At 41.3% G+C, this 24,871-nt stretch carries 19 protein-coding genes; 7 read left to right on the forward strand and 12 right to left on the reverse strand.

Annotated features, from left to right (window positions below; genetic code table 11):
• Positions 1-127: 127 nt before the first annotated feature.
• On the reverse strand, positions 128-1,318 hold the full coding sequence (locus tag VM932_RS14565; protein WP_326279657.1) for an LETM1-related biofilm-associated protein: 1,191 nt from the start codon (positions 1,316-1,318) through the stop codon (positions 128-130).
• A 166-nt stretch (positions 1,319-1,484) separates the two neighbouring features.
• Here VM932_RS14565 and VM932_RS14570 point away from each other — a divergent pair, with 166 nt between their 5' ends.
• The 3 genes from VM932_RS14570 (at position 1,485) to VM932_RS14580 (ending at position 4,289) form a co-directional block, all read left to right on the forward strand.
• Positions 1,485-2,177, forward strand: a complete 693-nt coding sequence (locus tag VM932_RS14570) for a DUF4331 family protein (protein ID WP_326279658.1) — start codon at positions 1,485-1,487, stop codon at positions 2,175-2,177.
• Positions 2,178-2,196: 19 nt separating this feature from the next.
• Positions 2,197-2,934, forward strand: coding sequence for a DUF4331 family protein (locus tag VM932_RS14575; protein WP_293164213.1), 738 nt, complete (start codon positions 2,197-2,199; stop codon positions 2,932-2,934).
• Positions 2,935-2,999: 65 nt separating this feature from the next.
• Positions 3,000-4,289 (forward strand): tetratricopeptide repeat protein, encoded by a 1,290-nt coding sequence (locus VM932_RS14580; protein WP_326279661.1) that lies wholly within the window; start codon positions 3,000-3,002, stop codon positions 4,287-4,289.
• Between the two features lie 91 nt (positions 4,290-4,380).
• Here the strand turns inward: VM932_RS14580 and VM932_RS14585 are convergent, their stop codons facing one another.
• Complete coding sequence (locus VM932_RS14585; RefSeq protein WP_326279662.1) at positions 4,381-4,905, reverse strand: mechanosensitive ion channel family protein; 525 nt, start codon at positions 4,903-4,905, stop codon at positions 4,381-4,383.
• An 82-nt stretch (positions 4,906-4,987) separates the two neighbouring features.
• On the opposite strand from VM932_RS14585, the gene VM932_RS14590 reads away from it, so the two are divergent.
• Positions 4,988-5,968: a CorA family divalent cation transporter gene (locus VM932_RS14590; RefSeq protein WP_163625680.1), complete on the forward strand. Its 981-nt coding sequence runs from the start codon at positions 4,988-4,990 to the stop codon at positions 5,966-5,968.
• Here VM932_RS14590 and VM932_RS14595 read toward each other — a convergent pair.
• The 6 genes from VM932_RS14595 to VM932_RS14620 all read right to left on the reverse strand — a co-directional run bounded on the left by VM932_RS14595 (position 5,965) and on the right by VM932_RS14620 (position 10,947).
• Positions 5,965-6,762, reverse strand: a complete 798-nt coding sequence (locus VM932_RS14595) for an anti-sigma factor (protein ID WP_326279666.1) — start codon at positions 6,760-6,762, stop codon at positions 5,965-5,967. The two genes, VM932_RS14590 and VM932_RS14595, sit on opposite strands and share 4 nt — an antisense overlap.
• 2 nt (positions 6,763-6,764) lie before the next feature.
• A complete protein-coding gene (locus VM932_RS14600; RefSeq protein ID WP_163625678.1) occupies positions 6,765-7,292 on the reverse strand; it encodes an RNA polymerase sigma factor in 528 nt (175 codons plus the stop codon).
• Positions 7,293-7,368: 76 nt separating this feature from the next.
• Positions 7,369-7,995 carry a YceI family protein gene (locus tag VM932_RS14605; protein ID WP_163625677.1) on the reverse strand — a complete coding sequence of 209 codons (627 nt, stop codon included), beginning with the start codon at positions 7,993-7,995 and terminating at the stop codon, positions 7,369-7,371.
• A 104-nt stretch (positions 7,996-8,099) separates the two neighbouring features.
• Positions 8,100-8,687 (reverse strand): superoxide dismutase family protein, encoded by a 588-nt coding sequence (locus tag VM932_RS14610; RefSeq protein WP_163625676.1) that lies wholly within the window; start codon positions 8,685-8,687, stop codon positions 8,100-8,102.
• A 64-nt stretch (positions 8,688-8,751) separates the two neighbouring features.
• The gene (locus VM932_RS14615) at positions 8,752-9,444 is read right to left on the reverse strand and encodes a DUF2490 domain-containing protein (protein ID WP_326279672.1); all 693 of its coding nucleotides are present in this window, start codon (positions 9,442-9,444) and stop codon (positions 8,752-8,754) included.
• Positions 9,445-9,540: 96 nt separating this feature from the next.
• The gene (locus VM932_RS14620) at positions 9,541-10,947 is read right to left on the reverse strand and encodes an amidohydrolase family protein (protein WP_326279673.1); all 1,407 of its coding nucleotides are present in this window, start codon (positions 10,945-10,947) and stop codon (positions 9,541-9,543) included.
• Between the two features lie 100 nt (positions 10,948-11,047).
• On the opposite strand from VM932_RS14620, the gene VM932_RS14625 reads away from it, so the two are divergent.
• Positions 11,048-12,298 carry an MFS transporter gene (locus VM932_RS14625; RefSeq protein ID WP_326279675.1) on the forward strand — a complete coding sequence of 417 codons (1,251 nt, stop codon included), beginning with the start codon at positions 11,048-11,050 and terminating at the stop codon, positions 12,296-12,298.
• A gap of 224 nt (positions 12,299-12,522) precedes the next feature.
• Positions 12,523-15,906, forward strand: a complete 3,384-nt coding sequence (locus VM932_RS14630) for a ThuA domain-containing protein (protein ID WP_326279677.1) — start codon at positions 12,523-12,525, stop codon at positions 15,904-15,906.
• A gap of 70 nt (positions 15,907-15,976) precedes the next feature.
• Here the strand turns inward: VM932_RS14630 and VM932_RS14635 are convergent, their stop codons facing one another.
• From VM932_RS14635 to VM932_RS14650, 4 genes are all read right to left on the reverse strand, one after another.
• Positions 15,977-17,590: a M1 family metallopeptidase gene (locus VM932_RS14635; protein WP_326279679.1), complete on the reverse strand. Its 1,614-nt coding sequence runs from the start codon at positions 17,588-17,590 to the stop codon at positions 15,977-15,979.
• Between the two features lie 148 nt (positions 17,591-17,738).
• The gene (locus VM932_RS14640; RefSeq protein ID WP_326279681.1) at positions 17,739-19,070 is read right to left on the reverse strand and encodes a M28 family metallopeptidase; all 1,332 of its coding nucleotides are present in this window, start codon (positions 19,068-19,070) and stop codon (positions 17,739-17,741) included.
• Between the two features lie 37 nt (positions 19,071-19,107).
• Complete coding sequence (locus VM932_RS14645; protein ID WP_326279683.1) at positions 19,108-20,631, reverse strand: nuclear transport factor 2 family protein; 1,524 nt, start codon at positions 20,629-20,631, stop codon at positions 19,108-19,110.
• Positions 20,628-22,838, reverse strand: coding sequence for a bifunctional alpha,alpha-trehalose-phosphate synthase (UDP-forming)/trehalose-phosphatase (locus tag VM932_RS14650; protein ID WP_326279685.1), 2,211 nt, complete (start codon positions 22,836-22,838; stop codon positions 20,628-20,630). The genes VM932_RS14645 and VM932_RS14650 overlap by 4 nt, the downstream gene beginning before the upstream one ends.
• A 103-nt stretch (positions 22,839-22,941) precedes the next feature.
• On the opposite strand from VM932_RS14650, the gene VM932_RS14655 reads away from it, so the two are divergent.
• Positions 22,942-24,741 (forward strand): glycoside hydrolase family 15 protein, encoded by a 1,800-nt coding sequence (locus VM932_RS14655; RefSeq protein ID WP_326279687.1) that lies wholly within the window; start codon positions 22,942-22,944, stop codon positions 24,739-24,741.
• The last annotated feature ends 130 nt before the right edge of the window (positions 24,742-24,871 follow it).

A 24,871-nucleotide genomic window follows, 5' to 3' on the forward strand; every position in this document is an offset into this window, starting at 1 on the left:
TGCCACTAAAACCAATATGGTTCAGTGGCATTTAGTTTAATGTTCATGAAAAAGCAGGCTTACTCCTGAATGTCCCTAAAAATCAACTATAAATATTTCTTATAGCAGCTTTTTTAGGTAAAAAACGCTATTTTTCTTCCACTCGGTTATCATCAAAAGCAGAGGGAAGCAACTTCGGAATCAATTTAATAAAAATAGGCAGAAGAATCGCTCCGCCGGGCAACATAAAAATAGCCAAAGAGGGAATACTCTTAAAAATATCGAGCAATTGATTTTGTACTTTTTTCTTCTCTTCGGCATTTAAATCCTTGACCGTGGACTTGGATAAAAGCGCGACCAACTCCCTGCTTTGGGTGAGCTCCTTTTTTAATCTTTTGCTATTTCTAAGAATAAGTTTGCTCACATTTTTGGACATACCATCGTAAAACTGAACGGCCAAATTTTTGCTGTTCAGATAGGCAATTTTGTCCTTGTTTTTTTCAAAGAAATCCGCAACAAATCCCAATTCAAATTCCACCTCTTTTTTAGACCTTCCAAGGTCCTTTCCCAAACCAAAAATATAGTCCGTTTCGGTGTAGTCCAAAGCCTTGTCTTCCCAGATGGTCAAGCAGGCCATATCCAAAAAATAATCCTTTTCATTTTCGGTAAAATTTTGGGTCAATAAATCGGAAAAATTTCCAATAAATTTTGTTTTGTCGAGGTCGACATAGGTTAGGGATGAACCCAATAATTGAATTAATTTCTCATCAGATTCGTGGGTCTCTTTGGAGTTGAGCGCATGGTAAACAATGTTGATGGTCACGTACTCCAAAAGTTGGGCATGTTCCATCATGTCCCTATTGCCTCGGAGATAAACCATAAATATGAGGATGTCAACATACAGCAAGGAATTGGTCAGGCTATTTCCCAATGCCCTGCTAAAAGTATTGTCACTTAAATAGATTCTGGAATCAATCAATTTTTCAAGTTGGGACTCCGTTTTGGAACCGCTCAATATTCTATTAAGGAAAGAAACCTTACTAACATTCAAAGACTGATAGTACTCGAACACTTTGTTCACAAATGCTTCGAAATCCGTTTTCCCCACTTCAAAAGTATAGGTAAAATATAAAGCCGTGAGCAAGTTGATCTTGGCAATTTCATCTTCGCTCAAGGTGTGTTCCACCTCAATAAAGGAAGATATATCTAAATGCACGCCGTAAATAAAGCCATTTGTTTTGAGTTCCCTGTACAGGCTGTTAAAGTCTTTAAATTTAGAAGACTCTTGGTCTACAAGGTGACCAAACTTATTGATCCATCCAGAGGCAGAAGGGTTCATTTTAATGAATTGACTAGCCAAAGTAAAACAAATTATCCGACTTTTTTTGATCTAGGGGCGAGTACTTCATTAAAATTACATTAAGATAATTTTAACATTTAAAAACCAAACCACCCCCTAAAAGGTTCCGTAGGTAGGGGTGAACGAAACTTTAAAAACAAGTAACATGAAAAAAACAACGAAATACCTATTAGGCTTAGGCGCCTTGGTAATTGCATCCACAGTATTGGTTGCTGCAGACCATATAGATGCGCCCTCTTCGGCTGGAACCACTGCGGACATTGCCGATTTTTATGCTTTTGAACCCAGCGAGGGGTCGGACAATACCGTATTTGTAGTGGACCTGCAATCCAATGTATTGCCCGAGTTGGCTTACGGAACTTTTGACGAGGATGTACTTACCGAAATCAATATTGATTTGGATGGTGATTTGGTAGAGGACCAAGTGATCCAAGCCATCGCAAGAGACGGTAGAATGTACTTTTTTGGTCCAACGGCTCCTTCTCAAACAGGCTTGAGCAGCGAAGTGTATACCGATGCTGCTTTGGGCGATGTGGAGATTTCTGGTGCTACCTCCATTGTAGAAACAACCTCTGATGGAGTATCACTTTTTGCTGGGCCCAGACAAGACCCATTCTTTTTTGACTTTTTCCAGTTCAATGCAGTGATATCTCCTGAGACGGATTCCGCTCCGGGAGGGTTTTTGCCCCCAGAAGAAGCTGCAGACACTTTTGATGGCGCCAATACACTTTCCATTATAGTGGAAATTCCAAACAGCATGTTGGGAGTACCAACAGCTACGAACGCCCTTGGACTTTCAGTATATAAAACTTGGGTGACTACAAACAGAAAACAATAAGAAACTTTAAACAGATATTATGAAACTAAGACAATCAATTTACATAACAGCCCTTGTGCTTAGCTTAGGCCTAGTGGTTGGCTGCAGCAATGATGACAACGGAGCCGACATGATGATGGACGATGATATGATGATGGATGATGATATGATGGACGACGACGATATGATGGGAGCCGATTTTACAGGAACATTTGCACAGGTAGACCACCTTGGTCGCCCAGGAATAAATACCACATTGAGTTTTGATATGGAAGGTGAGGCAAGCGTTAAAGATGCCCACAACACCACAATTCCTTCGGAAATGGCAGCCACCTTCCAAGCAGGTTTTCAAGCCAGATTGGAGCAATACCACGATGTGTACGCCCTTAAACTGGGATTGGACCCTGCCGATGTGAATTATGAGAACAATATTCTAGGATTGGATGCCGCGACCTTGACCACGGTCTTAGCGGCTGATGTGCTAGAAGTAGCCCCTGATCTTCCTACAACATATTTTAATCCAGGCACCGACCTTGATGGCGATGGCAACGTGTTGGTGCCCGACGGGGATGAGGTGGCTCTAACAGGAAGACACCCAAACGATGACATTATTGATGTATCGCTGATTTTGTTCTTCGGAGGTATGGAAGGTGACCGGTTTAGTGGTCAAGATCTTGATGACGATGGTATGGCCGATTTGCCAAGGCTAACATCTGATGGTGTTGGGCTTACGGCCAATATTTCAACTACATTTCCCTATTTGGGAGCACCCGAGTAATTGCTACGAAAGGGATGGGGGAAGGAAACTTTCCTTCCCCTTTTTTAATTAAAAACAACAACAAAATGAAAACTACAATACAATATATCTTTTTGCCGCTGGCCCTGTTGTTTTTGGTGTCGTGTCAGCAGGAAGAAACTGAATTCAAAACAAACAGACAGGATTACGATCACTTTTTGGCATCAGAACCTGTAAGGACCACATCCAAATACTTTAAACTTTGGGATAACAAAATCAAATCCGATAGTATACAATTGCTCAGTTTGGGCAATGTAGCTGGAGAATACAGCCGTTTTTTTGAAGGAACGGGTGACATCAAATATTTAAAAGATGCCGAGCAATCCCTTAAAAAAGCCGTGGAAATCGCTGCCGTGGGCAAATCGGGATATTTGCGGGCTCTTGCCAGGAATTATATCTCCCAACACCGTTTTAAAGAAGCACTGCAATTAGCCAAGGAAGCCAGGGTTTTGGGAAGTGGCGTAAACGAAACGCAGAGTTTGTTGTTTGACCTGCACATGGAATTGGGCAATTATGATTTGGCCAACCAATATTTGGATAGTATCCAAAATATGTCCGACTTTGGCTATTTGATCCGTGTTGCAAAATGGAACGATCACAAAGGGGATTTGGATACGGCCATTCAATTTATGGAAAAGGCCACAGCTAAGGCCGAATCATCAAAAAACAAAGATTTGCTATTGTGGTCCTATACCAATCTTGCCGATTTTTACGGACATGCTGGGCGAATTGAAGATTCTTATAAGCTGTACCTAAGAGCGCTCCGGATAGATCCTCAAAATGCATACGCCAAAAAAGGTATAGCTTGGATAGTATACTCACACGAAAGAAATGGCACCGAGGCCCTCCGGATATTGGACTCCATCATGAAAAAGAACAAATCTCCCGAATATTACCTGTTGAAAGCCGAAGTGGCCTCCTTTTTAAATGATGATATGCTCAAAGTCCAAGCATTGGACAGCTATTATAGGATTGTGGGCAACAACAAAGATTATGGCGATATGTACAATGCCCATAATGTAGATTTTTTATTGAGCATGGATGTGGAACAGAGTGCATTTAAACTGGCACAGAAAGAAGTGAACAACAGACCTACGCCAGAGTCTTATGGATGGTTGGCATATAGCTTACTTTATTTGGGAGAGGAACAAAAAGCCATGGAGGTTATAGAAAAGCACGTAATCGGTGCTACGTATGAGCCGGCCATTCTTCACCAAGCGGCAGAAATCTATAAGGCCAATGGCAAAAAAGAAAAAGTAAGCGAATTAAAACAAGAGCTAATGGGGGCAGTATACGAACTTGGGCCTGTTAAAGAGGTTCAAATAGCTAGTCTTTAACTATCTCTTATAAGAACCTAGGTTGGAGATCGCCATGGTCTCGGCTTGGTTGTTGTTTTTAGGTGCGCCATGGTTGTAAAGCCATGGCGTTTTATTTATCGGCACTTAAGTCGGGTTCCGTTTTTTCCTCTTTTAATATTTCTATTCCTTTTTGAATCACCAAGTTGGTAGGTATTGTTATTTGTTTGCCATCATCAGTGCGCATAAAAAGGTAAAAACCGCTAATATCCTCTACTTTGCCCGTCCAATCAAAATCTTTGTCCATTACGCGGATCCTGTCGCCCAAACGCAATGGATGATTAAAAAACAGTATAACACTGGCCGTTAAGTTGGACAAAATGGACCATTGGGCTACAAACCCAACTCCCAGAATGGCCAGGATGGACGATATAAACACAGAAAAATCTTCCCAGTTTACACCCCAGATCAACGAAATTCCAATGAACGCTACTAGATAATACAGCAAGTTGCTCAAGTAAAAAATAATTTTCCTGCTGTTCATATCAATGGAACTGATTTTGCCAAAACGCCTAATGGCCCTTTTGCTCAACGAATTGAGGGCTATGATGATGGCCAGAAGAACAATAGTGAATAAAATCTCGGATTTAAAGGACATGGGGTCAATCATAATGGTTCTTAGTAAATTTGGATTAACTTATAGTCCTAAACTACGAATAAACCCTTTCACTTTTTAAGCCATGATAACAGAATTTGAAGAAAATTCATGGGTAATAAATTACTCGCCGGATAATTACTACAACCGTAAATTCTCTTTACAGGAAGATATGCAACTTTCCAAAGGAGATAAATCCATTACCTGGGTAAACACTTATGGGTTGGAGTATATGGAGGAGTTTAGACAAATGGTTGGTGGCAATGGCCTGGATGATTTTTTATTACGATTGTTGTTGAACCCAAAAATGGGCAATAAGGTCATAGTATTGGAAGACCAATTGTTTATTGCTGCCCAAATCCTAAAAACCGAAGGGCATGGTATGGAATCCGAACAAATGTATTTTGTGGTGTCCAAGGATTTTAATTGGTGCATACAAGAAAAACGGGGCGACCATTTTGATTGGATTCGCCAACGCATATTCGAAAACAAGGGAATCATCAGAAAAAAACGGGCGGATTACCTCCTTTTCTTTATTCTGGAAACCTTGATAAACAACTATAAGGATAAATATGAGGAAAGTGTGATAATGGAAAACGCATTGGATGCCATTGTAAAACGTGAGCCTACACCGGAATTTATGTTCGAAGTGGAACAAAAAAAGGCTGTCATTCAAGATTTTAAAAAGGCGTCACATGGGCTTAGGGATATTATAGTTAAACTAGAAAGGGTGGAGGTAAAAGGATTTCAGACTAAGTATTTTAGTGAACTCAGGGAGCAGATCAATGGATTGATCACCGATATAGATTCCGATATTATGGAATTGGAAAGCCAAATCAACCTTTTTTTCAGTGTGCAAGGACACCGATTGAACGAGGTTATAAAGACCTTGACCATTTTTTCGGTAGTGTTTATCCCACTTACATTTTTGGCCGGTATTTATGGTATGAACTTCGAAAATATGCCCGAGTTAAAATGGCCCTACGGTTATTTTATATTGTTGGGTGTGATGCTTGTTGTTACTATAACCTCCATTATCATTTTTAAACGAAAAAAATGGTTTTAGGAACCAACTGCACCCAAGGTATACAATTGTTCCAGCGTTGGCGTTTCACTACCGCCTTCAGGTTCCAAAGTAATACCAAATGCTTCTGAATCGTTGGCGTTTTCCAAGGTAAAGAGTTTGGTGTCCTGTGATGCAAAATCATCCAGCAACCCAATACTTGTAGGGGTGAGCGGGTCTAATTTCAAGGACCAAACCTGATAGGTGAACCCATCTGGCGGCTCAGGCAGACCTTGCCCATCAATAATCACCTTGTTTTCTTCTTTGTTCCAGTAGGCTTTTGCGTAAGATGATGGGGATACCGTTTGTCCGCCAAGGGCGATCACCGTCACGTTTTTGTCCCTAAGCTGTTGCAATAGGTTTTCCTTAAGGGTTATTTCTTCTTGGGTGTTGGACAGAACGTCCTCCAAGCTTTGTTTTTCCTGATTGGTAAGCTCTATCTCGGATTTGAGTTTGGAATTTTCCGTATACATCCAGAACAAACCAATGGCCAATAGTACCGATGCTGCCCATCCTAAATAACTTCGCCACGGAGTTGCCTTGCTTGAAGTGGTTTGGGGAGTAAATGGAATAACATCGTTTATTTCAGCCTTTACCTTTGCAAACCCATCCTGTGGCATTTTTGGCGAAGCGGCTTCGGTAAGTTCAAGGATAGCTCTTTCAATTGCTTCAATTTCTTTTCTGATCTCAGGGTACTGAATGGCATAATGCTGCACCTCCAAATTTTCTTCGGGGGGCAGTGCTCCAGCAACGTAGAGTTCCAATATTCCAGACGCTATGTATTCTTCTACATCCATGCTTATGCCATATTTTTTCTAATGTTAGAAATACAGCTTCTTATCCTTGTTTTTATGGTACCAATTGGCGTGTTGAGCTCTTTGGCCGCTTCTTTCTGGGTATACCCCTTAAAATAAAGCATATCTATCAATAAAATGCACTTTTCTTTCAACCCTTTTAATAAAGATTGAAGACCGATGGTGTCCATTTTACTGTTTAAATCTTCGCCGTTTTCATAAATACCTACGAGAGAATCAACGGGAAGGTTCTTTTTTTTGTTCTTATGGGCTTTTGAGCGCACTTCATCGATAGCGGCATTCCGTGCAATGTTTAATAACCATGTAAAAAAACGTCCCTTGGAAGCATCGTACTGGTTCGATTTCTCCCAAATCTTCACAAATACATCTTGACAAATTTCTTGGGACCGCTCGGAATCTTTGACAATTACATTGATTGCCCCACATATATTTTCAGCATACATATTGTACAAGGTCTCAAAAGCGACCGTGTCTTTTTGTTGAAATTGCTGTATGAGGTTGTCCAGATTCATCGAAGTTGGTTAAATATATAAAAAAAGAGCTGCTCTTAACAGCCCTCTTCATAAATCTTTGTTGAAAAGCTATTGCTTATTTCTGCTCCAATAAAACAGAACCTTCGATAGCAACATCCTCCCAAGTTTTGCTGACACCATCGGAACCAGTGTGTAATATCTTGCAAGCTTCGTTCAAAGAAGCCAAGGCATCCAAAGCATTCCATTTCTTCAAGTCCACAATCCCCGAGAAATTTACATGGTTGTCATCGGTGATTTCATATTCCACGGGAAGTTCTGCAGATACACCGTTCATCCTCAGGTTCACGGAACACTTGTTGCTTTCATCAAAAGAGAAGGTTCCGTTTATGGATTGTGTTTCTATCATTTTATCAAAAAAGAACTCGATAATTTTGGGATCCCTAACATTGGTGGGGTCATTGGTGAAAAGGCTGCTTACAGGAATTGTAAATTCAAGCCCGTTCAATGTTTCTTCGGGTGTTTCGCCAGAGGTGTAAGTCAATTCAACTTCTTGAAAAGTTCCGCCAACGGGAACTTTATCTGTAGTTTTATAGGCAGTAAACCTAACAGTGGTGGAATCTTCTACAATACTATAGGCCTTGGCAACCGTTTCTTCTGTTTTTTCTTCTTCTTTTTTTGTTTGCTTGCAGCTAAAAACGGCTACCAGTAACAGGCTTAATGCGGCAATTTGAAATTTTTTCATCCCGGTTATTTTAAATTCAGGTCCAAGTTAGACAATATTTAAAGGGCGGTCAACAAAAAAAGCTGCCCGGTTGGACAGCTTTTTGCATTGTTGTTATTTCAATATTATTGAATGATGCCGGTACAGGCAATTCTTGCTCCTGCGGCACCTGAAGGTTGCGATGTGTAATCATCAACACCTTGGTGAACGATTACCGCTTTTCCCAAAATATCTTTTTTCTCATCGCCGCAACCAATGCACCATTCGTCCGTAGAAAATTCTACGGTGGCGTTCCCATCGACATCAGCGGTAAAATTACCAATATCGCCTTTGTGGTAACCATCTTTCGAACCCCATTTTCCGTGTTCTTCAAAAGTTGGGTTCCAGTGTCCTCCGGTTGATTTTCCATCGGCAGACGAACAATCGGCCTTTTCGTGCAGGTGAATGGCATGCTCACCTTCGTCAAGTCCTAAAAAGGTAGCTCTCATGATCACTTCGCCTTGATCTTGGGTAAAAACGACTTCACCACTTACATTGCTATCGCTTTTTGGTTCCATTTCAAAAGTAATGACCTGTGGGTCGATTTTTTCTGCCACTTGTTCAACGGTTTCCTCAACTTCCTCCGTTGTTTCTTGGGCTTCTTTTTTTGCTTGCTTACAGCTAAAGGCCGTTATAAATAGTAGCGCTAGGACTGTTATTTGTACTTTTTTCATTAAAATTATTGTTTTAAAGATTAGCCTATAAGTTAGGGATAATATGTACTGCTGTCAAACATTTTTAAGGTTTCTTCTTTTTGAAGAGTCCCCTCAAATCTGGATTGTAGAAAACTCCCAACTGTAATCGGTTATAAACGGCATTTGCAAACTGGTTTCTCAGGTACCCCAGCTGCACACTACTGTTCTCCGTAATGTGTATGCCAACAGCTCCGTATAGTCGGTTTTGACCGAATAAATCATCTTGGAGGTTAATAAAAAGCTCATCATAGAAATTCAAGAAAAAAGTATTTGTAAGGGGCAAGGTCATCTGAATACGGTAGCGTGCCCGATGCTGGGTTTCTGTAGTCTCGCCAGAATCCAAGAAACGTTGTTCTAACCTGTAACGGTGCTCAAATAGAAATTCCCAAACTTTATTCTTTAGAATAAACTGCTCAAAAATTCGATGTTCTTTGGAATTGACCTCGCCTTCGAGTTCAAAGAAGGTATTGTCCGTGCCAATATAACCATAACCGGCCGTAGCTATGGCATTTGGATTTATATGATAATTGAGCCCGGTTCGCAGAAGCATTTGGTTAAAGTTGCTGGTGGTTTCGTAAAATCGGAACTGGGCCTCGGTGTGAATACTGAAGCGTTCCGAAACTTTGTTGGTGCCAAAATACATGTACCAGGCACCCATTTCATCCTCCCCGGGTTGTTGGGCATTTACGGTTAATAATCCAAATAAGATAAATAGGGTTGCTAATTTTTTGATCATATAATAGGTTTAAAAAAAATGAAATGCTAAAGATACCAAAATATGAAACGTTGATCTTTAAATAGTGTAAAGGAATTGCGTTAGTTTAAAACGATATTATTCAATTGCAGCACTGTTCAATAATTCTTGTAACTCAATTTTGGAAAATACTTGGGTTCCTTTGATTACTGTAAAAATCTTTTGACTATTTTCAATATCATCCAACGGATTGGCTTCCAAAATAACCAAGTCTGACACTTTTCCTTTGGAAACAGCTCCATAGTCATCGGTTTTATTTAAAAACTTAGCACCGTTCAAGGTTGAGGTGCGAAGTGCGTTCAATGGCGATACTCCGTTTTCCACCATTACCTGTAATTCTTTGTGCAAAGATATGCCGGGGTATGTGTAGGAGTTAAAAGCACCACTATCCGACCCGGCCAATAGCAGAACCCCAGCATCGTTAAGTGATTTAGCCAATTTACCAAAGAAAGTATCAAGTTTTTTGCGATTTTCCCTAGCTTCTTCAGATGAATTTAATGCTGATCGGATTCTACCTTGATAGGTCTTAATTATTCCCTTGCCCATGTATTTAAGGTATTTGTCCTTGGTATGGTCAACCTCATCCAAATAACTTAATGTTTTTCCAATATGAAGCGTTGGCACCACAAAGACATCGTTTTCTTTTAATTTATTAAAAGTCGCCTGCGCGGTACTATCCGAATAAGCGTCCAAAAGAGCGGGCATGGCGTTCCAAAAGCCCATTTCGCCATTGTTCATTTTTTTGGTAACCTCAAGTTCATTGCCGGCACTCCCCTTCATTATGTAGTAGAGGTGTTCAATGCCATCCATCCCAGCATTAATGGTTTCATCCAAAGTAACAGTAAACGGCATGTGGCCCGATACAGTGAATCCCCTTTTTTTGGCTTCTTCGATAGCTTTTAGGTAGTTTTTAGGAGAAATTCTGCTATCATAAATTTTTACAAAGTCTACGTTCAAGGCTTCAAGGGAATCCAAAGCCTGTACAACAGCTTCTTCCGTTTCAACTTCCAAAGAGCCCGCCCAAGTGGCTTTTGGGCCATCAATTTTAGGTCCTGCAGTAAAAATCGTGGGGCCGGTCAATTCTTCCGAAGCGATTTTGTTTTTCCATTCCATAACAGAATGGGTAAGGTCACCACCTGCATCACGGACCGTGGTAATGCCGTTGGCAATAAATAATTTTAAAAAATTCTTGTTGTTTGCAATCAAAGAGTCCCCGCCACGTAAATGGATATGGTTGTCCCAAAACCCGGGCAGTAGATATTTTCCAGAGGCGTCGATGGTGGAATCAGCTTTAAAATTAATTGAGCCAACTGCTTCGACCGCTTCAATTATACCGTTGGAAATAAAAATGTTCTGGTGTTCAACTTTTCCAGTTTCCAGATGGATGACCTGGGCATTGGTGATTGCCAAATCGAAATGGTTGGTGGTCTCCTTTTTACAGCTTATTATAATAGGTATAAGAGATAAAAAAAGTAGTCGGATCATTTAGGGTCGATTTTAGAAACCTTAAAGATACCCGATTTTTTATTCTTCATGCTTTTGGGTTTTTCCGGTTTTTTTAGTGACTTTTATCCAAATCCTAGTTTTGAACGAAACAAAACCGAGTTGGTTCTATTTATTATTGTTGATTCTTTCGGGAGAGGCCATCTTTATCCTTCCTTTTGTATTGCCGCGCGTTTTTAGACCCACTGTGTTGGATGTTTTGGAGTTGGACAATGTTCAGTTGGGGCTTTGCTTTTCGGTGTACGGTTTGGTGGCGATGGTTTCTTATGTGCTGGGCGGACATTTGGCAGATAAATATCAAGCCCGAAAATTGATAGCCATTGCCTTATGGATGACTGCTTTGGGTGGCTTTGTGTTTGCTCACTATCCAGCATTTTGGGTACTCCAAATATTATACGGTTGGTGGGGTTTTACCACTATTTTTCTTTTTTGGGCACCCATGATCAAGGCCACAAGAATTTGGGGAGGAACTGATTCCCAAGGAAAAGCCTTTGGCTTTCTCGATGGTGGTCGAGGACTAACAGGCGCCTTGTTCAGTTTGATGGGCGTAGTGGTCTTTTCGTTTTTTTTATCGGATTCTCCCGATCTTGATGACCGCAAAAAAGCGTTCACTTATGTTCTATATACAGCCTCCATCATTATTATTTTGGTAGGGGTATTAGTGTGGTTTTTCATGAAAACCACAGAAAGTGATCAGAAAATCATTCTCGAACGCATTTCTTGGAAAGATATTAAACAAGTGCTTAAATTACCTTCGGTTTGGTTGCTCATGGTAATTATACTGTGTGGTTATGTAGGTTACAAGATTACGGATATCATCTCGCAATATACCGAAGAAGTCATGTTGTACAATCAAGTGGATTCCGCCAAAGTGGGAACCCTGCTACAATTTCTACGTCCTACCACAGGCATTCTTTTTGGTTTGATCGCTGATAGATTGAAAATTACATGGCTGTTAGTGGTAAGCTTTGTTTTGGCATTGATTGGAGGATTGCTCTTTGCCAGTGGCGTGATAGCCCCAACAACCACACTCTTGTTTTTTATATCGGTAGTTGTTATTGCGGCAGGGGTTTATGGCATACGGGCCCTGTATTTTGGAGTAATGCACGTTGGTAAAATACCAATGGCATTAACGGGAACCGCTGTCGGACTCATCTCTTTGATCGGCTATACCCCCGATGTCTTTGCGGGTCCGGCCTACGGTATGCTGCTGGATGCACACCCCGGAGAGGAATTGGGACACCAAAATGTATTCTTGATGTTGAGCGTTTTTGCATTTGTTGGGGGAGTAGCAGCATGGATTTATCACAAAAAGTACGGTAGGGACAAATAATTATGACCATTTATGGAAGTGGTGCCTCAATTTGTAAAAAAGCATGATAGACCGTTTTAAAACAGAGTTATAATATCGTTGAATTACAACGAATCCGTTTATTTTTACAATTTGAGACAATAGAGGCCGGTTTTCAGCAAAATAGTAATTATATTGCCACATAGTTAGCTATTAGCTAATTGCCAAAACTAAACTTTAAGATTTTACAACAATTATTAATGCACATGAAGAATTACATTTTAGGGGCGTTATGCCTACTTTTTGTTCTTGTTGGGTGTGAGAAAAAACGCCAAGGGCCGCCCAAGCTTTTGGTTTTTTCAAAAACAATGGCATTTAAACATGCTTCTATCCCATCAGGAATCGCGGCTCTTGAAAAACTGGGCCAAGAGAACAATTTTGTTGTTGACACTACAACAAACGGCCAATTATTTACCGACGAAAATTTGGCTCAGTATTCCGCAATCGTGTTTTTAAGTACCACAGGAAATGTACTCAATGCACGTGAAGAAGCAGCTTTTGAGCGATACATTCAAGCAGGAGGAGGTTATGTGGGTATTCACGCAGCGGCCGATACCGAGTACGATTGGGGCTGGTACAACAAATTGGTCGGCGCTCAATTCTTGAGCCATCCAGCAGGAACACCGGAGGCGGATTTTATCATAAAAGATAAAAACCATCAATCTACAGAATTTTTTACAGATTCCGTATGGCACCGTAGCGATGAATTGTACAACTACAAAAATATTTACGATGGCATCAATGTTTTGATGACCGTGGACGAGTCCACCTACGAAGGTGGCGAAAACGGGGAGTACCATCCAATGGCCTGGTACCACGAATTTGATGGTGGCCGTGCGTTTTACACTGCAGCAGGACATACGGACGAAAGTTATTCCGAGGAACTCTTTCTAAAACATGTTCTTGGCGGTATTAACTATGCCATCGGTAAAAACCTTGAATTGGATTATGCCAAGGCAACATCCCAAATACCACCCGAGACCGATCGCTTCAGTAAAGTAACATTGTCTACGGGACAATTTTTTGAGCCTACGGAAATGACCGTGCTACCAAACAATGATGTGTTGATTGCACAGCGTAGGGGAGAAGTAATGTTGTATTCCGATGAGACTAAGGAAATTAGCCAAGTTGCCTTTTTGGATGTATACCATAAAACACTGGAAACACCAGGGGTAAATGCTGAACAAGGACTTATGGGACTTCAAAAAGACCCAAATTTTTCGGAAAATAATTGGATTTACCTGTATTATGCCCCATCAGGCGACAATTGGAAAAATCGACTTTCGCGTTTTAAGTTTAAGGATGGGAATTTTGATATGGATTCCGAGCAAGTAATTCTTGAGTTGGACAGCCAACGTGAAATATGCTGCCATACAGGAGGATCTATTGCCTTTGGCCCCAATGGACTTCTTTATTTATCTACAGGAGATAACTCTACACCTTTTGATGACAAAGAGGCCAAATATGTAAATAGTGGATATGCACCCTTGAACGATATACCGGGCAAGGAACAATTTGATGCTAGACGTACATCTGCAAACACCAACGATCTTCGTGGTAAAATACTTAGAATTAAAGTCAACGAAGATGGAAGTTATGATATACCCGAGGGTAACCTTTTCCCTGAAGGTACAGAAAAAACACGACCAGAGATTTATACCATGGGACATCGTAACCCATACAGGATTTCTGTTGATTTAAAACGTGGATACTTGTATTGGGGTGATGTGGGACCTGATGCACGAGTTGACAGTCTCGAAACCCGTGGCCCAAGAGGATATGATGAAATGAACCAGGCCCGTGAGCCTGGGAATTACGGTTGGCCCATGTTTATCGGAGATAATTTTGCCTATAGCAAGTATAATTATGAAACTGGGGAATCCGGAAGGTTTTTCGACCCAGAGAAACCAATCAACGATTCCAAGAACAATACAGGTTTGAGAGAGTTGCCTCCTGCCCAACCAGCATATGCATATTATCATTATGGAGAAAGCCAGGATTTCCCCCAAACAGGTTCGGGAGGAAGAAACGCTATGGCAGGACCTACGTATTGGTCAGATTTATACCCTAATGGCGGAGGTTTACCGTCTTATTACGATGGAAAAGTAATCATTTATGATTGGATGAGAGGTTGGATGATGGCCGTTCATCTTTTTGAAGATGGTTCTGTAAACAAAATGGAGCCTTTTGCACCAGACATCGAATTAAGCAATTTGATCGATATGGAAATGAGTCCCGATGGACGCGTTTACCTATTGGAATACGGAAGTGGTTGGTTCTCTGCAAACCCGGACAGTGGTTTGAGCTATATTGAATATAATGGAGGCAACCGAGCCCCTGTAATAGACAATTTTATAGTGGATACCGATTCCGGTTCACTGCCACTTACTGTTACAGCCACTGTTGAAGCCCATGATCGGGAAGGTGATAACATGAGCTATGTTTGGGATTTGGGAGATGGAACTACCCAGGAGACTACAGAACCCACTTTAACGTATACGTACAAAGATGCAGGCTCCTATAAACTTAATGTAACAGCCAAAGATACAGCAGGCGAGGAAGTTTCGAGCCTTGATCAAACTATAGTTGCGGGCAATGAGCGACCTGTAGTTGATATTGAATTGGACCAAGCGAATTCATCATTTTATATACCAGGACAACCAATCGGCTACAAGGTTTCCGTTTCGGATGCGGATAGCGAAGTCGATGAGGATAATGTTTATGTTTCGGTAGAATATCGTTCAGGTATGGATGAGGTCAACATGAATTTGGGCCACCAGCAAGTATCCGGTGCTGTAATGGGCAAAGCGTTAACCCAGAGTTTGGACTGCAAATCATGCCACAAGGAAAAAGAGGCGTCGATTGGACCAAATTATCTTGAAGTTTCGGAGAAGTACAAGGGCGACCGAGGTGCTACCAACTATTTGATGGCTAAAATTATTGGAGGCGGTTCCGGTGTCTGGGGTGAAGTGGTAATGCCTGCCCACCCAAATGTCACTCAAATGGAGGCTAGACAAATTACCCAGTACATTCAGTCCTTGACAGGTGGCGGCAATAAGCAACCATCACTCCCTTTAACTGGTACAGTAACGCCAGAGGCAAAGGAGAAGGGAGAAGTATTTTTACTGACAGCTAGTTACACCGATCAAGGAACAGCGGAAGCGTTGCCATTAACAGGCTCAAAAACGGTTGTTTTGGCCAGTAATACCATGACTTTTCCAGAGGGTACGCCTACGGAGGGTATGCAGGCCATGGCCTTTGGTGGAATGCAGTTGCAACTTTTGAACGCTGCCGAAGGATGGTTGAAAATAGAAAACACAGATTTGACAGGTGTAAGTAGATTGATGGCCATTGTTGGATGGCAAGAACCTCCAAGTATAGGCTACACCATGGAGTTAAGGGCTGGAGCACCTGATGGCGAAGTCCTCGGAACAGGACAACTTAATCCTGATGGTCTCAGTGGCCAAGGAGGAGCTATTGTAATACCCATTGAAAAAACCGATGGAGTACAACCTGAGCTATACCTTACCTACAAAGCTGAAGGTGAGGGGGGAAGCCCTTTTGCACTGACACAGGTACAGTTTAATTAAACAACTGATAAATCAAATAAAAAAGGCTCCGTAATATGCGGAGCCTTTTTGTTTTCAAATGTTTTTCGGACTACATCTTTTTGGTCTCTATATAGAAGTTCTCATCAAAAACTACCTTGCTGCTTCCTTCCAGTTCTTCCATTTTCCGCTCGGCTGTGGGAAACAGCCATTTTTCTTCATCTCCCACGGATATTTTGATGGGCATATCAAAACCTTCTACCACATCAACATAGCGATAGGCAATGGAGCCATCTTCAATTTTATATTCCAAGATAGGAATCATCGTGGTACGTAAATATTGATTGAAGAAAGCGGATAGATCCTTATCCGATTTTTCACTTAAATAATCTTCGATTTGATTGGTGGTTACCGTTTGATGGTAAAAATCTTTATTGAGTCCTCGCAATATTTGACGCCATTTTTCATCATCATCCACCAATTGGCGCAGGGTATGCAATATGTTGGCACCCTTGTAATACATATCCCCCGAACCTTTTTGATTTACTCCGTAGGGGCCAATAATGGGTATGTCGTTTTGGATATTGGTACGAGTTCCGATCACATACTCGGCAGATGCTTTTTTGCCAAAATGATAATCGAGGTACAGATTTTCAGAGTAGGCCGTAAAACCTTCGTGTACCCACATGTCGGCAATATCTTTGTAGGTGATGTTGTTGGCGAACCATTCGTGCCCAGCCTCATGTATAATGATGAAATCGAATTGTAGACCCCAACCGGTGCCCGACAAATCCCGACCCAAATAACCATTTTCATATTTATTGCCATAGGTAACAGAACTTTGGTGTTCCATGCCCAAATAAGGCACTTCAACCAATTTAAAGCCATCTTCGTAAAAAGGGTAGGGGCCAAACCAATGTTCAAAAGCTTGCAACATCATTGGAGTTTGAGCAAATTGTTTTTTGGCTTTTTCCAAGTTTTCGGGCAACACGTAGTAATCCAGTTGCAAAGGATCGTTTTCACCTTCATATTTTTCGCTAAAGTGTGTGTAATTTCCAATGTTAACATTAACACCATAGTTGTTTATGGGGTTTTTTACCACCCAGTTATAGGTTTTAAAATCGCCTTTGTTGGTAACGCTTTCCAATTGTCCGTTGGATACATTCATAAGATGTTTGGGAACGGTGACACTAATGCGCATACTGTCCACTTCGTCGTACATGTGGTCCTTATTGGGCCACCAAACACTGGCGCCCAAACCTTGGCACGATGTCGCAACAAAAGGGTTGCCATTAGCATCTTTTTTCCATGAAAAACCACCGTCCCAAGGAGCTCTTACCGCTTCTCTAGGATGCCCAGAGTATGCTATTTTTAGTTCGTTGAATTCACCGGGAACCTGTTTTTTCTTCAGTTTGATGAAATGAGCGTTTCCTACAGAAGTGTATTTTAATTTTTTACCGTCTTGTGTGATGGACTCAATTTTCATGGGCTCTTGTAGGTCAATTTGAAGTATTTTGGCATCTTCCAAAACCTTGTACCGAACAACGTTGTGCCCCGAAATAAACTTATCGGAGGGTTCCACCTTCACGTTGAGGTGATAATAGTTCAAATCCCACCATTCCCTTTCTGGAGTTATACTGCCCCTTAAAGTGTCTTGTTTAGTAAAATTTTGCGCAGATGCAATACTCAACCCAAAAACAAAAGCAACAAATAAAGTCTGCTTCATAATTAATACTTGGTAAGTAGTTTAAAATCAGTTAAAAAAATTGTGTTGTGTCTAGGTAACAACCTGTCATTCCGCACCTGGTGCAGAATCCAATCTTATCCTATGAAATACCCTGGGTTCCTGCTTTCCCAGGAATGACATTCAAATCCTACCTAAAAACCTTGTTTGGGAAAACCACCGGGCTTTCGTGCCCATTCTCACCAACAGCGGCCACTCCAAAGAAGTAATTATCAATAACTACGCCTTCCAAAGTATGTTCGCTAACATCGCCAACATATTTATAATTGTCCCAAGTAGGCGAGGTGGTGTCCCTCCAATAGATTTTATAGCCAACGGCCCCATCCACTTTGCTCCATCTTAGTTTGGCGCTTGGTTCCACAATACCGCCAATTTCTACGGTTTCTGGAGCTGGCGGAGCCCACGCAATAGAAGCTAGGCTAATGGCATTGACAGCAGTAAGTTTTTTGGCATATTCAAAATTTACGTGCTCCAACACATCACCATAGGCGATGCCGTCTTCCACACGAATATCTTGATGTTGCTGTGTGTAATTTTCATGGGCCTCCATAATTCGAATACCCGCGTATCCCGCATCATTAAAAGGTCTGTGATGACCACCACGACCAAACCTATCCAATCGGTAAATCATCATGGGGTTCATTTCGGGCATATAGGTTTTGGTGGTTTTGTACACATATCTGGCCAATTGGCGGGAGATACCATCTACTTCGCCACCGTAAAAACGTCTTGCTCTCCGTTCTTGTTCGGTTTCGGTAGGCGGAACGGGTTCTGAGAAAATCCTGAAATCCCTATTGCTCACCACACCGTCCACTCCGGTGATGTTCCCAATCATATCATTATTGAGGATACCCACAATATCCCAGCCTTTTTCCTTGGCATAAGCAGCCAAGCCTTTTCCACCATACAGTCCTTGCTCTTCACCCGAAAGACCAACGTAAATAATGCTACTCTCGAACTTGTACTTGGATAGCACTCGCGAAGCTTCAATGGTGCCCGCCATACCGCTGGCATTATCGTTGGCTCCAGGAGAATCGGAAGTGTAATTGGTTGGATTGCTTACGCGTGAATCAATATCACCGCTCATAATAATAAAGCGGTTCGGAAACTTGGTTCCACGTTGAATCGCCACTACGTTTACAACTTCAACATCTTTGACTATTCGGGCGTTATCACCTTCTTCAATCAGGTTTTTTTGATAAAACACTTCCAAACAATCTCCACAATTAGAAGAAATTTTGTCAAACTCTGACTTGATCCACCTCCTTGCGGCACCAATTCCTCGGGTTTGTGAAACGGTATCGCTCAAAGTGTGCCTTGTGCCAAAATTAACGAGGGTGGTCACATCACTTTCAATACGATCTGCCGATACGGAATTGATGATGTCGTACATCCGGGTATCGGTTTGGGAAAAACCAATGGATGTGATGGTTAACAATAGGAGCGTAAGTACTTTTTTCATTTTTGTTAGATTTAGTTAGTTTAAAATTCTTTAAAAATTATTTGATGAACGTAACCTTGGCAATTTCGCCATTATCTACTTCATAAATGCCAATGGCATTTATGGGCATTCCATTGACGGTTACGGATTCATGGTCAATTACCTTGTTTCCGATTACGATTCTGTTTTGTATTTCACAATGCAAATCCGGGGTATCCTCAAAAAAGGAACCGTACCGTTGTGCAAGTTTGGATTTACCCTTTAGATTGAGCGATTTCGGAAAATCATATAGCTCAATCCCATTGGCATAAGTGTCGGTAAAAGCCTCAATATCCCTATTGTTGTAGGCCTCCAATTGCTCCTGTACAACACTTTCGGCATCGGTCAAGGGCCCATCGGGGAAAACAAAGGTCATGGAAGCAATCAATCCATTTTCCACTTGATAGATGGCGACTTGGTGTCCGTCCCTGCCATCTACTTTGGTTTTTTCCTCATCTATTATGGTGTTTCCGAGGATGATCCGGTTCACCACTTCAACGCTCGAAGATTTTACGTTTTCGAAGAAGCGTTCGTAGTTGTCCCTCATGGTACTAATTCCTTGATACATTTTCTCATTGGGAAAACGTTGCACCAGTACATTGTCTGCAAAGCAGGCTACGAATCCATCTAAATCTCGACTATTAAAGGCTTTTACTTGCTTTTGAATAATTTTTGCCGGTGATTCCTCGGCCACAAATGCCAATCGTTTGCTGTTAGGGCTGATAGCAATACGGCTAATGTTATTGATTTCTTCTTGTGGAAACTCAATGATGGTTTCCCAATCAGCATCTGAACTCAGTTTCTTTGTCAAAAGCCTTTTACCCGCTCCAGTAATGATGGTGTTTTCATCCAACCAACAAATATCTTCTTCTTGGGCATAAGTCTTGGTTATTTTCTTTGATTCACCCGTAATGGGGCCCAAAGACATTATTTCCCAAGTATTATTTCTCTTGCTTATAAAACTAATGAGGTCCGTTCCCGGTATTTTATGCAATGATCGACCTACGTTTTGGTGAACGGTTTGTTGTGTTCCTTTTTCAAGGTCCATAACTTTTAAGTCCATTCTATTTTCCATCAAAACGGTAGCTACCAAAATGTGGTCGTTAAACCAAACATGGTATCCAATCTTTAGATCTGTGATCGGGGTTGATTCGCTTGTTTCAAAGTCATACTCATACAAACGTTGCAGGCCATCCAAATCCAATCGAATTGCAGAAATAGCATTTTTACCGGGGATGCGAAGGGGCGAATATTCGCTTCCTGTCGTGGTATAGGTCAACCAAGACGAAGTGCTGCCCTCATTCACATTAAATTGAAGAACGTCTGTTTGGTCTTGCCTTGTTGAAGCAAACAAAACAGAATCATCATCCCAAAAAGAGGGTTGGTTATCGTAACCGGGATTGTTGGAAATATTTTTTGGATTGGACAGGGTAGGCTTTGCATTGTTTACCTTAAGGTCAAAAAGATAGACTTCCGTATCGGTCTGCGCCCACCCTAGAGCGCTTACCAATAATGAGCAAATCAAAAAAAAACCTCGTGTCATTGTTTTGTAAAACGTTTTAAAAGTTGCCGTACCCTTTTGGTGTTTTCCACATGGTATTTGGCCTGTGTTTTTTTGAGTCCCACTTTTACGGTAATTGCCGAATCTGGCAGTTCTTGGAACATAAATTCATCCGTCCAGTCATCACCAATGGCAAATACAAAGTCATAATCACCTTCACTCAACATTCTCGTGGCGGCCCTACCTTTGTTTACATTGCTGCTTTTTACCTCCATGACCTTGTTTCCGTTTAAAACGCTAATATCGTCATTCCCGATTAAACTACGTAAAACAGTATTGAGTTCTGTTGCTCTTTTTGTACCAAAATCGGGATCGGTGTTTCTGTAATGCCAAGCCAAGGAATAATTTTTTTCCTCGATAAAGGAGCCGGGTGTCCTATCCACGAAAGATTCCAAAACAGGTCTTATTTTGCTCATCCATCCGCTTTTGACTTGTTCCAGTAACTTAAAGTCATCGCCGTTTCTGGAAATCCACACGCCATGTTCTACGATCATATTATATTTTTTGGGCAAAAACCAACGGCCAAAGGTTTCTTTGTCTCGTCCGCTTATTAAAAATACAGTGGTGTTCTCTTGCTGGTGCAATTCGTCCAAAAGTTCGTAAAGTTCTTCATCGGGAGAGGCTTGTTGTGGGTCTTTATGGAAGCCGGCCAAGGTACCGTCATAATCCAAGAACAACAAGCGTTTTTTCGATGCTATATAAGCTTTTTCAATGGACATGAGGATTTGTGGCGACATTTTTTCGGAAATAAAGGCTTGGCCCAAATCCCTATTTTCCTTTAGGGCGTTCATGAACTCGTTGGCCCAGACCTCCACATTGTAGCGTTCCAATCTTTTTTGTAAAAAAGTGTTCCTGGAAACTTGCTCTTCCAATGGCATGTTAAAGGCTCTTTTTAGGGTGTCCGCTTGTTGCTCAAAGTTATTGGGATTGATTAACAGGGCTTCGTTCATTTCGTATGCGGAACCGGCCATTTCACTTAAAATAAGTACTCCGGATTTGTCCGTCCGTGTGGCGATATATTCCTTGGCGACCAAGTTCATTCCGTCTCTGAGCGGGGTAAGCCACGCTATGTCACTGGAAGTGTATAGGTCGATCAAGCTTTCGAATGGCAAGGAACGGTAGAAATACCAGATCGGGGTCCAATTTATGGTGGACAATTCCCCATTGATCCTTCCTACCAGTTCATCAACTTCTCTTTTTAACAGTTGATATTGAGGTACATTGGAGCGAGATGGCACAGCTAGGATAATCAATCTCACTTTTTCTTTGTATTCTGGATATTTTTGAAGGAAGTACTCAAAAGCATTGATACGTTTTGCAATGCCCTTGCTATAATCCAATCGGTCTATGGAAAGGATGAGCTTGGTATCTGGAGCCGAGGCTTTGTGGTTATCCAACCTAACCTGAAGATCACTTCGCTCATCTTGGCTTTTGGACTCATGCGAGATTGCGGCATCCCTGAATTTTTTGTAATCTATTCCCATAGGGAAGGAATCCACTTTAATGACCCGATTGTCCAAATAAATCTCGTTGAAGCTTACATCCAATCCTATAAGCCTTCGTACAGAACTTAAAAAGTGTCTTTCGTAATCGTAAGTATGGAAACCTATAAGATCCGAGCCTAACAATCCTTCCAAAATTTCATCACGCCAAGGCAATGTTCGGAATATTTCAAAAGAGGGGAAGGGAATATGTAAAAAGAATCCGATTGTAGTATCGGGACGTTTTTCACGCACCATTTGAGGAACCAGCATCAATTGGTAATCATGGATCCAAATAGTGTCGTCCTCGTCCGAATTTTCTATAATGGCATCTGCAAATTTCTGGTTTACCTTTTTATAGGTGTCCCAATAATTCAGTTCAAACTCGGAATACTTCAAAAAATAATGGAACAGGGGCCAAATGGTTCTATTGCTAAAACCGTAGTAAAAGCCATCAATTTCATCGGAATTGAGCTTTACCTTGGCACAACCATGTTCTTTTAATGCTTTATCAATGTCATCTTCAAGTTCTTCGGGTGTGTCCTCGTCGGTTAACCCGGACCAACCTATCCAAAGACTTTCGCCACCGCTATGTACGGATTTCATCCCCGTAGCCAAACCCCCAACACTTGGTATTGCATTAATGGTTCCGTTGCTAATTTGTAACTGAACGGGTAATCGATTTGAGATTATGATAGTTTTTCCCATAAAAGGATGATTTTTGACGTATTTTAATTTTTTGTTTCTTTAAAATTCGGGAAATTCGAGCGCAAAACCAATTCATTCTAACCCTTTTGAGAATTTTTGACCTATGGACAACTTGAATTATGGAATTATAGGAAATTGCAGAAGTGCGGCATTAATTTCCAAAGAAGGCTCCATAGACTGGTGTTGCCTGCCGCAATTTGATTCAACATCGATATTTGCGAAGCTGTTGGATGAGCAAAAAGGGGGCAGTTTTGAGATACACCCAAATGGTGATTATACCATTCAACAAGAATATTATCGCAACACGGCGATTTTGATTACACGCTTTACCGATGGGGATAATATTTTTGAGTTGCACGACTTTATGCCCCGTCACCATAAAATGCATGGGAAGTACATGGCGCAGCCAGAGATTATCCGCTATGTAAAATATGTTTCTGGTGCACCAAAATTCAAGGTAAAATATGACCCTAAATTGGAATATGGATTAGGTGCAACCAAACATTTTGTAAAAGAGGATTTTATTGCCAGCCTTACCCATAAGTTAAAATATGACACCTTGTTCCTGTACACATCTTTTGATAAAGAGCGTGTTTTGGGTGGTGAGGAGATAAGTTTGGAGGAAGACGGATATTTTTTGATTCGTTACAACGAAAAGATATTGATGCCGACCACGGATAAAATGGGGCTGGAACTGGAACGCACCAAGGTATATTGGTTGGATTGGGTAGCAAAGACACCCGACTACAAAAAGTTTAAAGAAGAAATTGTTAGGAGCGCCATAACCCTAAAAATGCTGACCTACGACAAGACTGGGGCGGTTTTGGCAGCTGCGACCACATCCTTGCCCGAAACCATTGGTGAGGTTAGGAATTGGGATTACCGTTTTTGCTGGATTCGTGATGCATCCATGGTAATAAAGGTGGTTTCGGAACTTGGACATAAGAATTCGGCCAAGCGTTATCTTCAGTTTATTATTGATTTGATGCCTGACAAAGATGAAAAACTCCAGATTATGTATGGTATCAACAAGGAAAAAACATTAACAGAGAAGACCTTGGATCATTTTGATGGATACAAAGGCTCCAAACCTGTTCGCGTTGGTAATGCGGCCTACAAGCAACGTCAAAATGATATTTATGGCATTTTGATGGATGTGATTTATGAGCAACTAAGGAACTTTAGCAACGATATTGAGAATGTGGAGGAACTTTGGAGCATTACTAAAGGAATTGTTTGGATTGTTGGAAAACACTGGAAGGAACCGGACAAAGGTATCTGGGAATTCCGTGGGGAAGACAAACATTTTACCTTTTCCAAAGTGTTGTGTTGGGTAGCTTTGGATCGCGCTATAAAAGTGGCTCAAATGTTCGGTAAAACCCGAAAACTGGCACGTTGGACGGCCCTTGAGCAGGAAATTAAGGAAGATATCCACGAAAACGCCTGGAACAATGATATCAATGCCTTTGTGCAATGTTATGGGTCCCGCCATTTGGATGCCTCGGTGCTTTTGATGGAACCGTATGGTTTTATCCATGCGCGCGACCCTAAATATGTAAATACGGTCAAAGCCATAGAAGATGGGCTTAGCAACGATGGTCTTTTGTACCGATATAAAAACGAAGATGATTTTGGGCTTCCTTCCTCATCATTCACCATTTGTACATTTTGGTTCATCAATGCCTTGTTCAAAATAGGGGAGGAGGAAAAGGCCTTGGAACAGTTTGAACGTTTATTGGGCTACAGCAACCATTTGGGGCTGTTTAGCGAGGACATCGACTTTAAAACTAAAAGGTTGTTGGGCAACTTTCCACAAGCATACTCGCATTTGGCATTAATTGAATGTGCCATCAACTTTTCCAAAAAACAGAAGGACGAGCAAATATTGGAATCCATCAAGTAAAGTTTTTGCATAAAATAATTGTCGTTTTGAGCGTAGTCGAGAAGTCTTACAAAAACCTAAGCCTTAGATTGGTCTCGACTGCGCTCAACCTGACATAAGTGCTCCCGTTGGTGCAAGCGTCACGCTCGTA

The organism is Flagellimonas halotolerans, assembly GCF_035818535.1.
In the GTDB taxonomy this organism is placed as follows: Bacteria; Bacteroidota; Bacteroidia; order Flavobacteriales; family Flavobacteriaceae; genus Flagellimonas; species Flagellimonas halotolerans.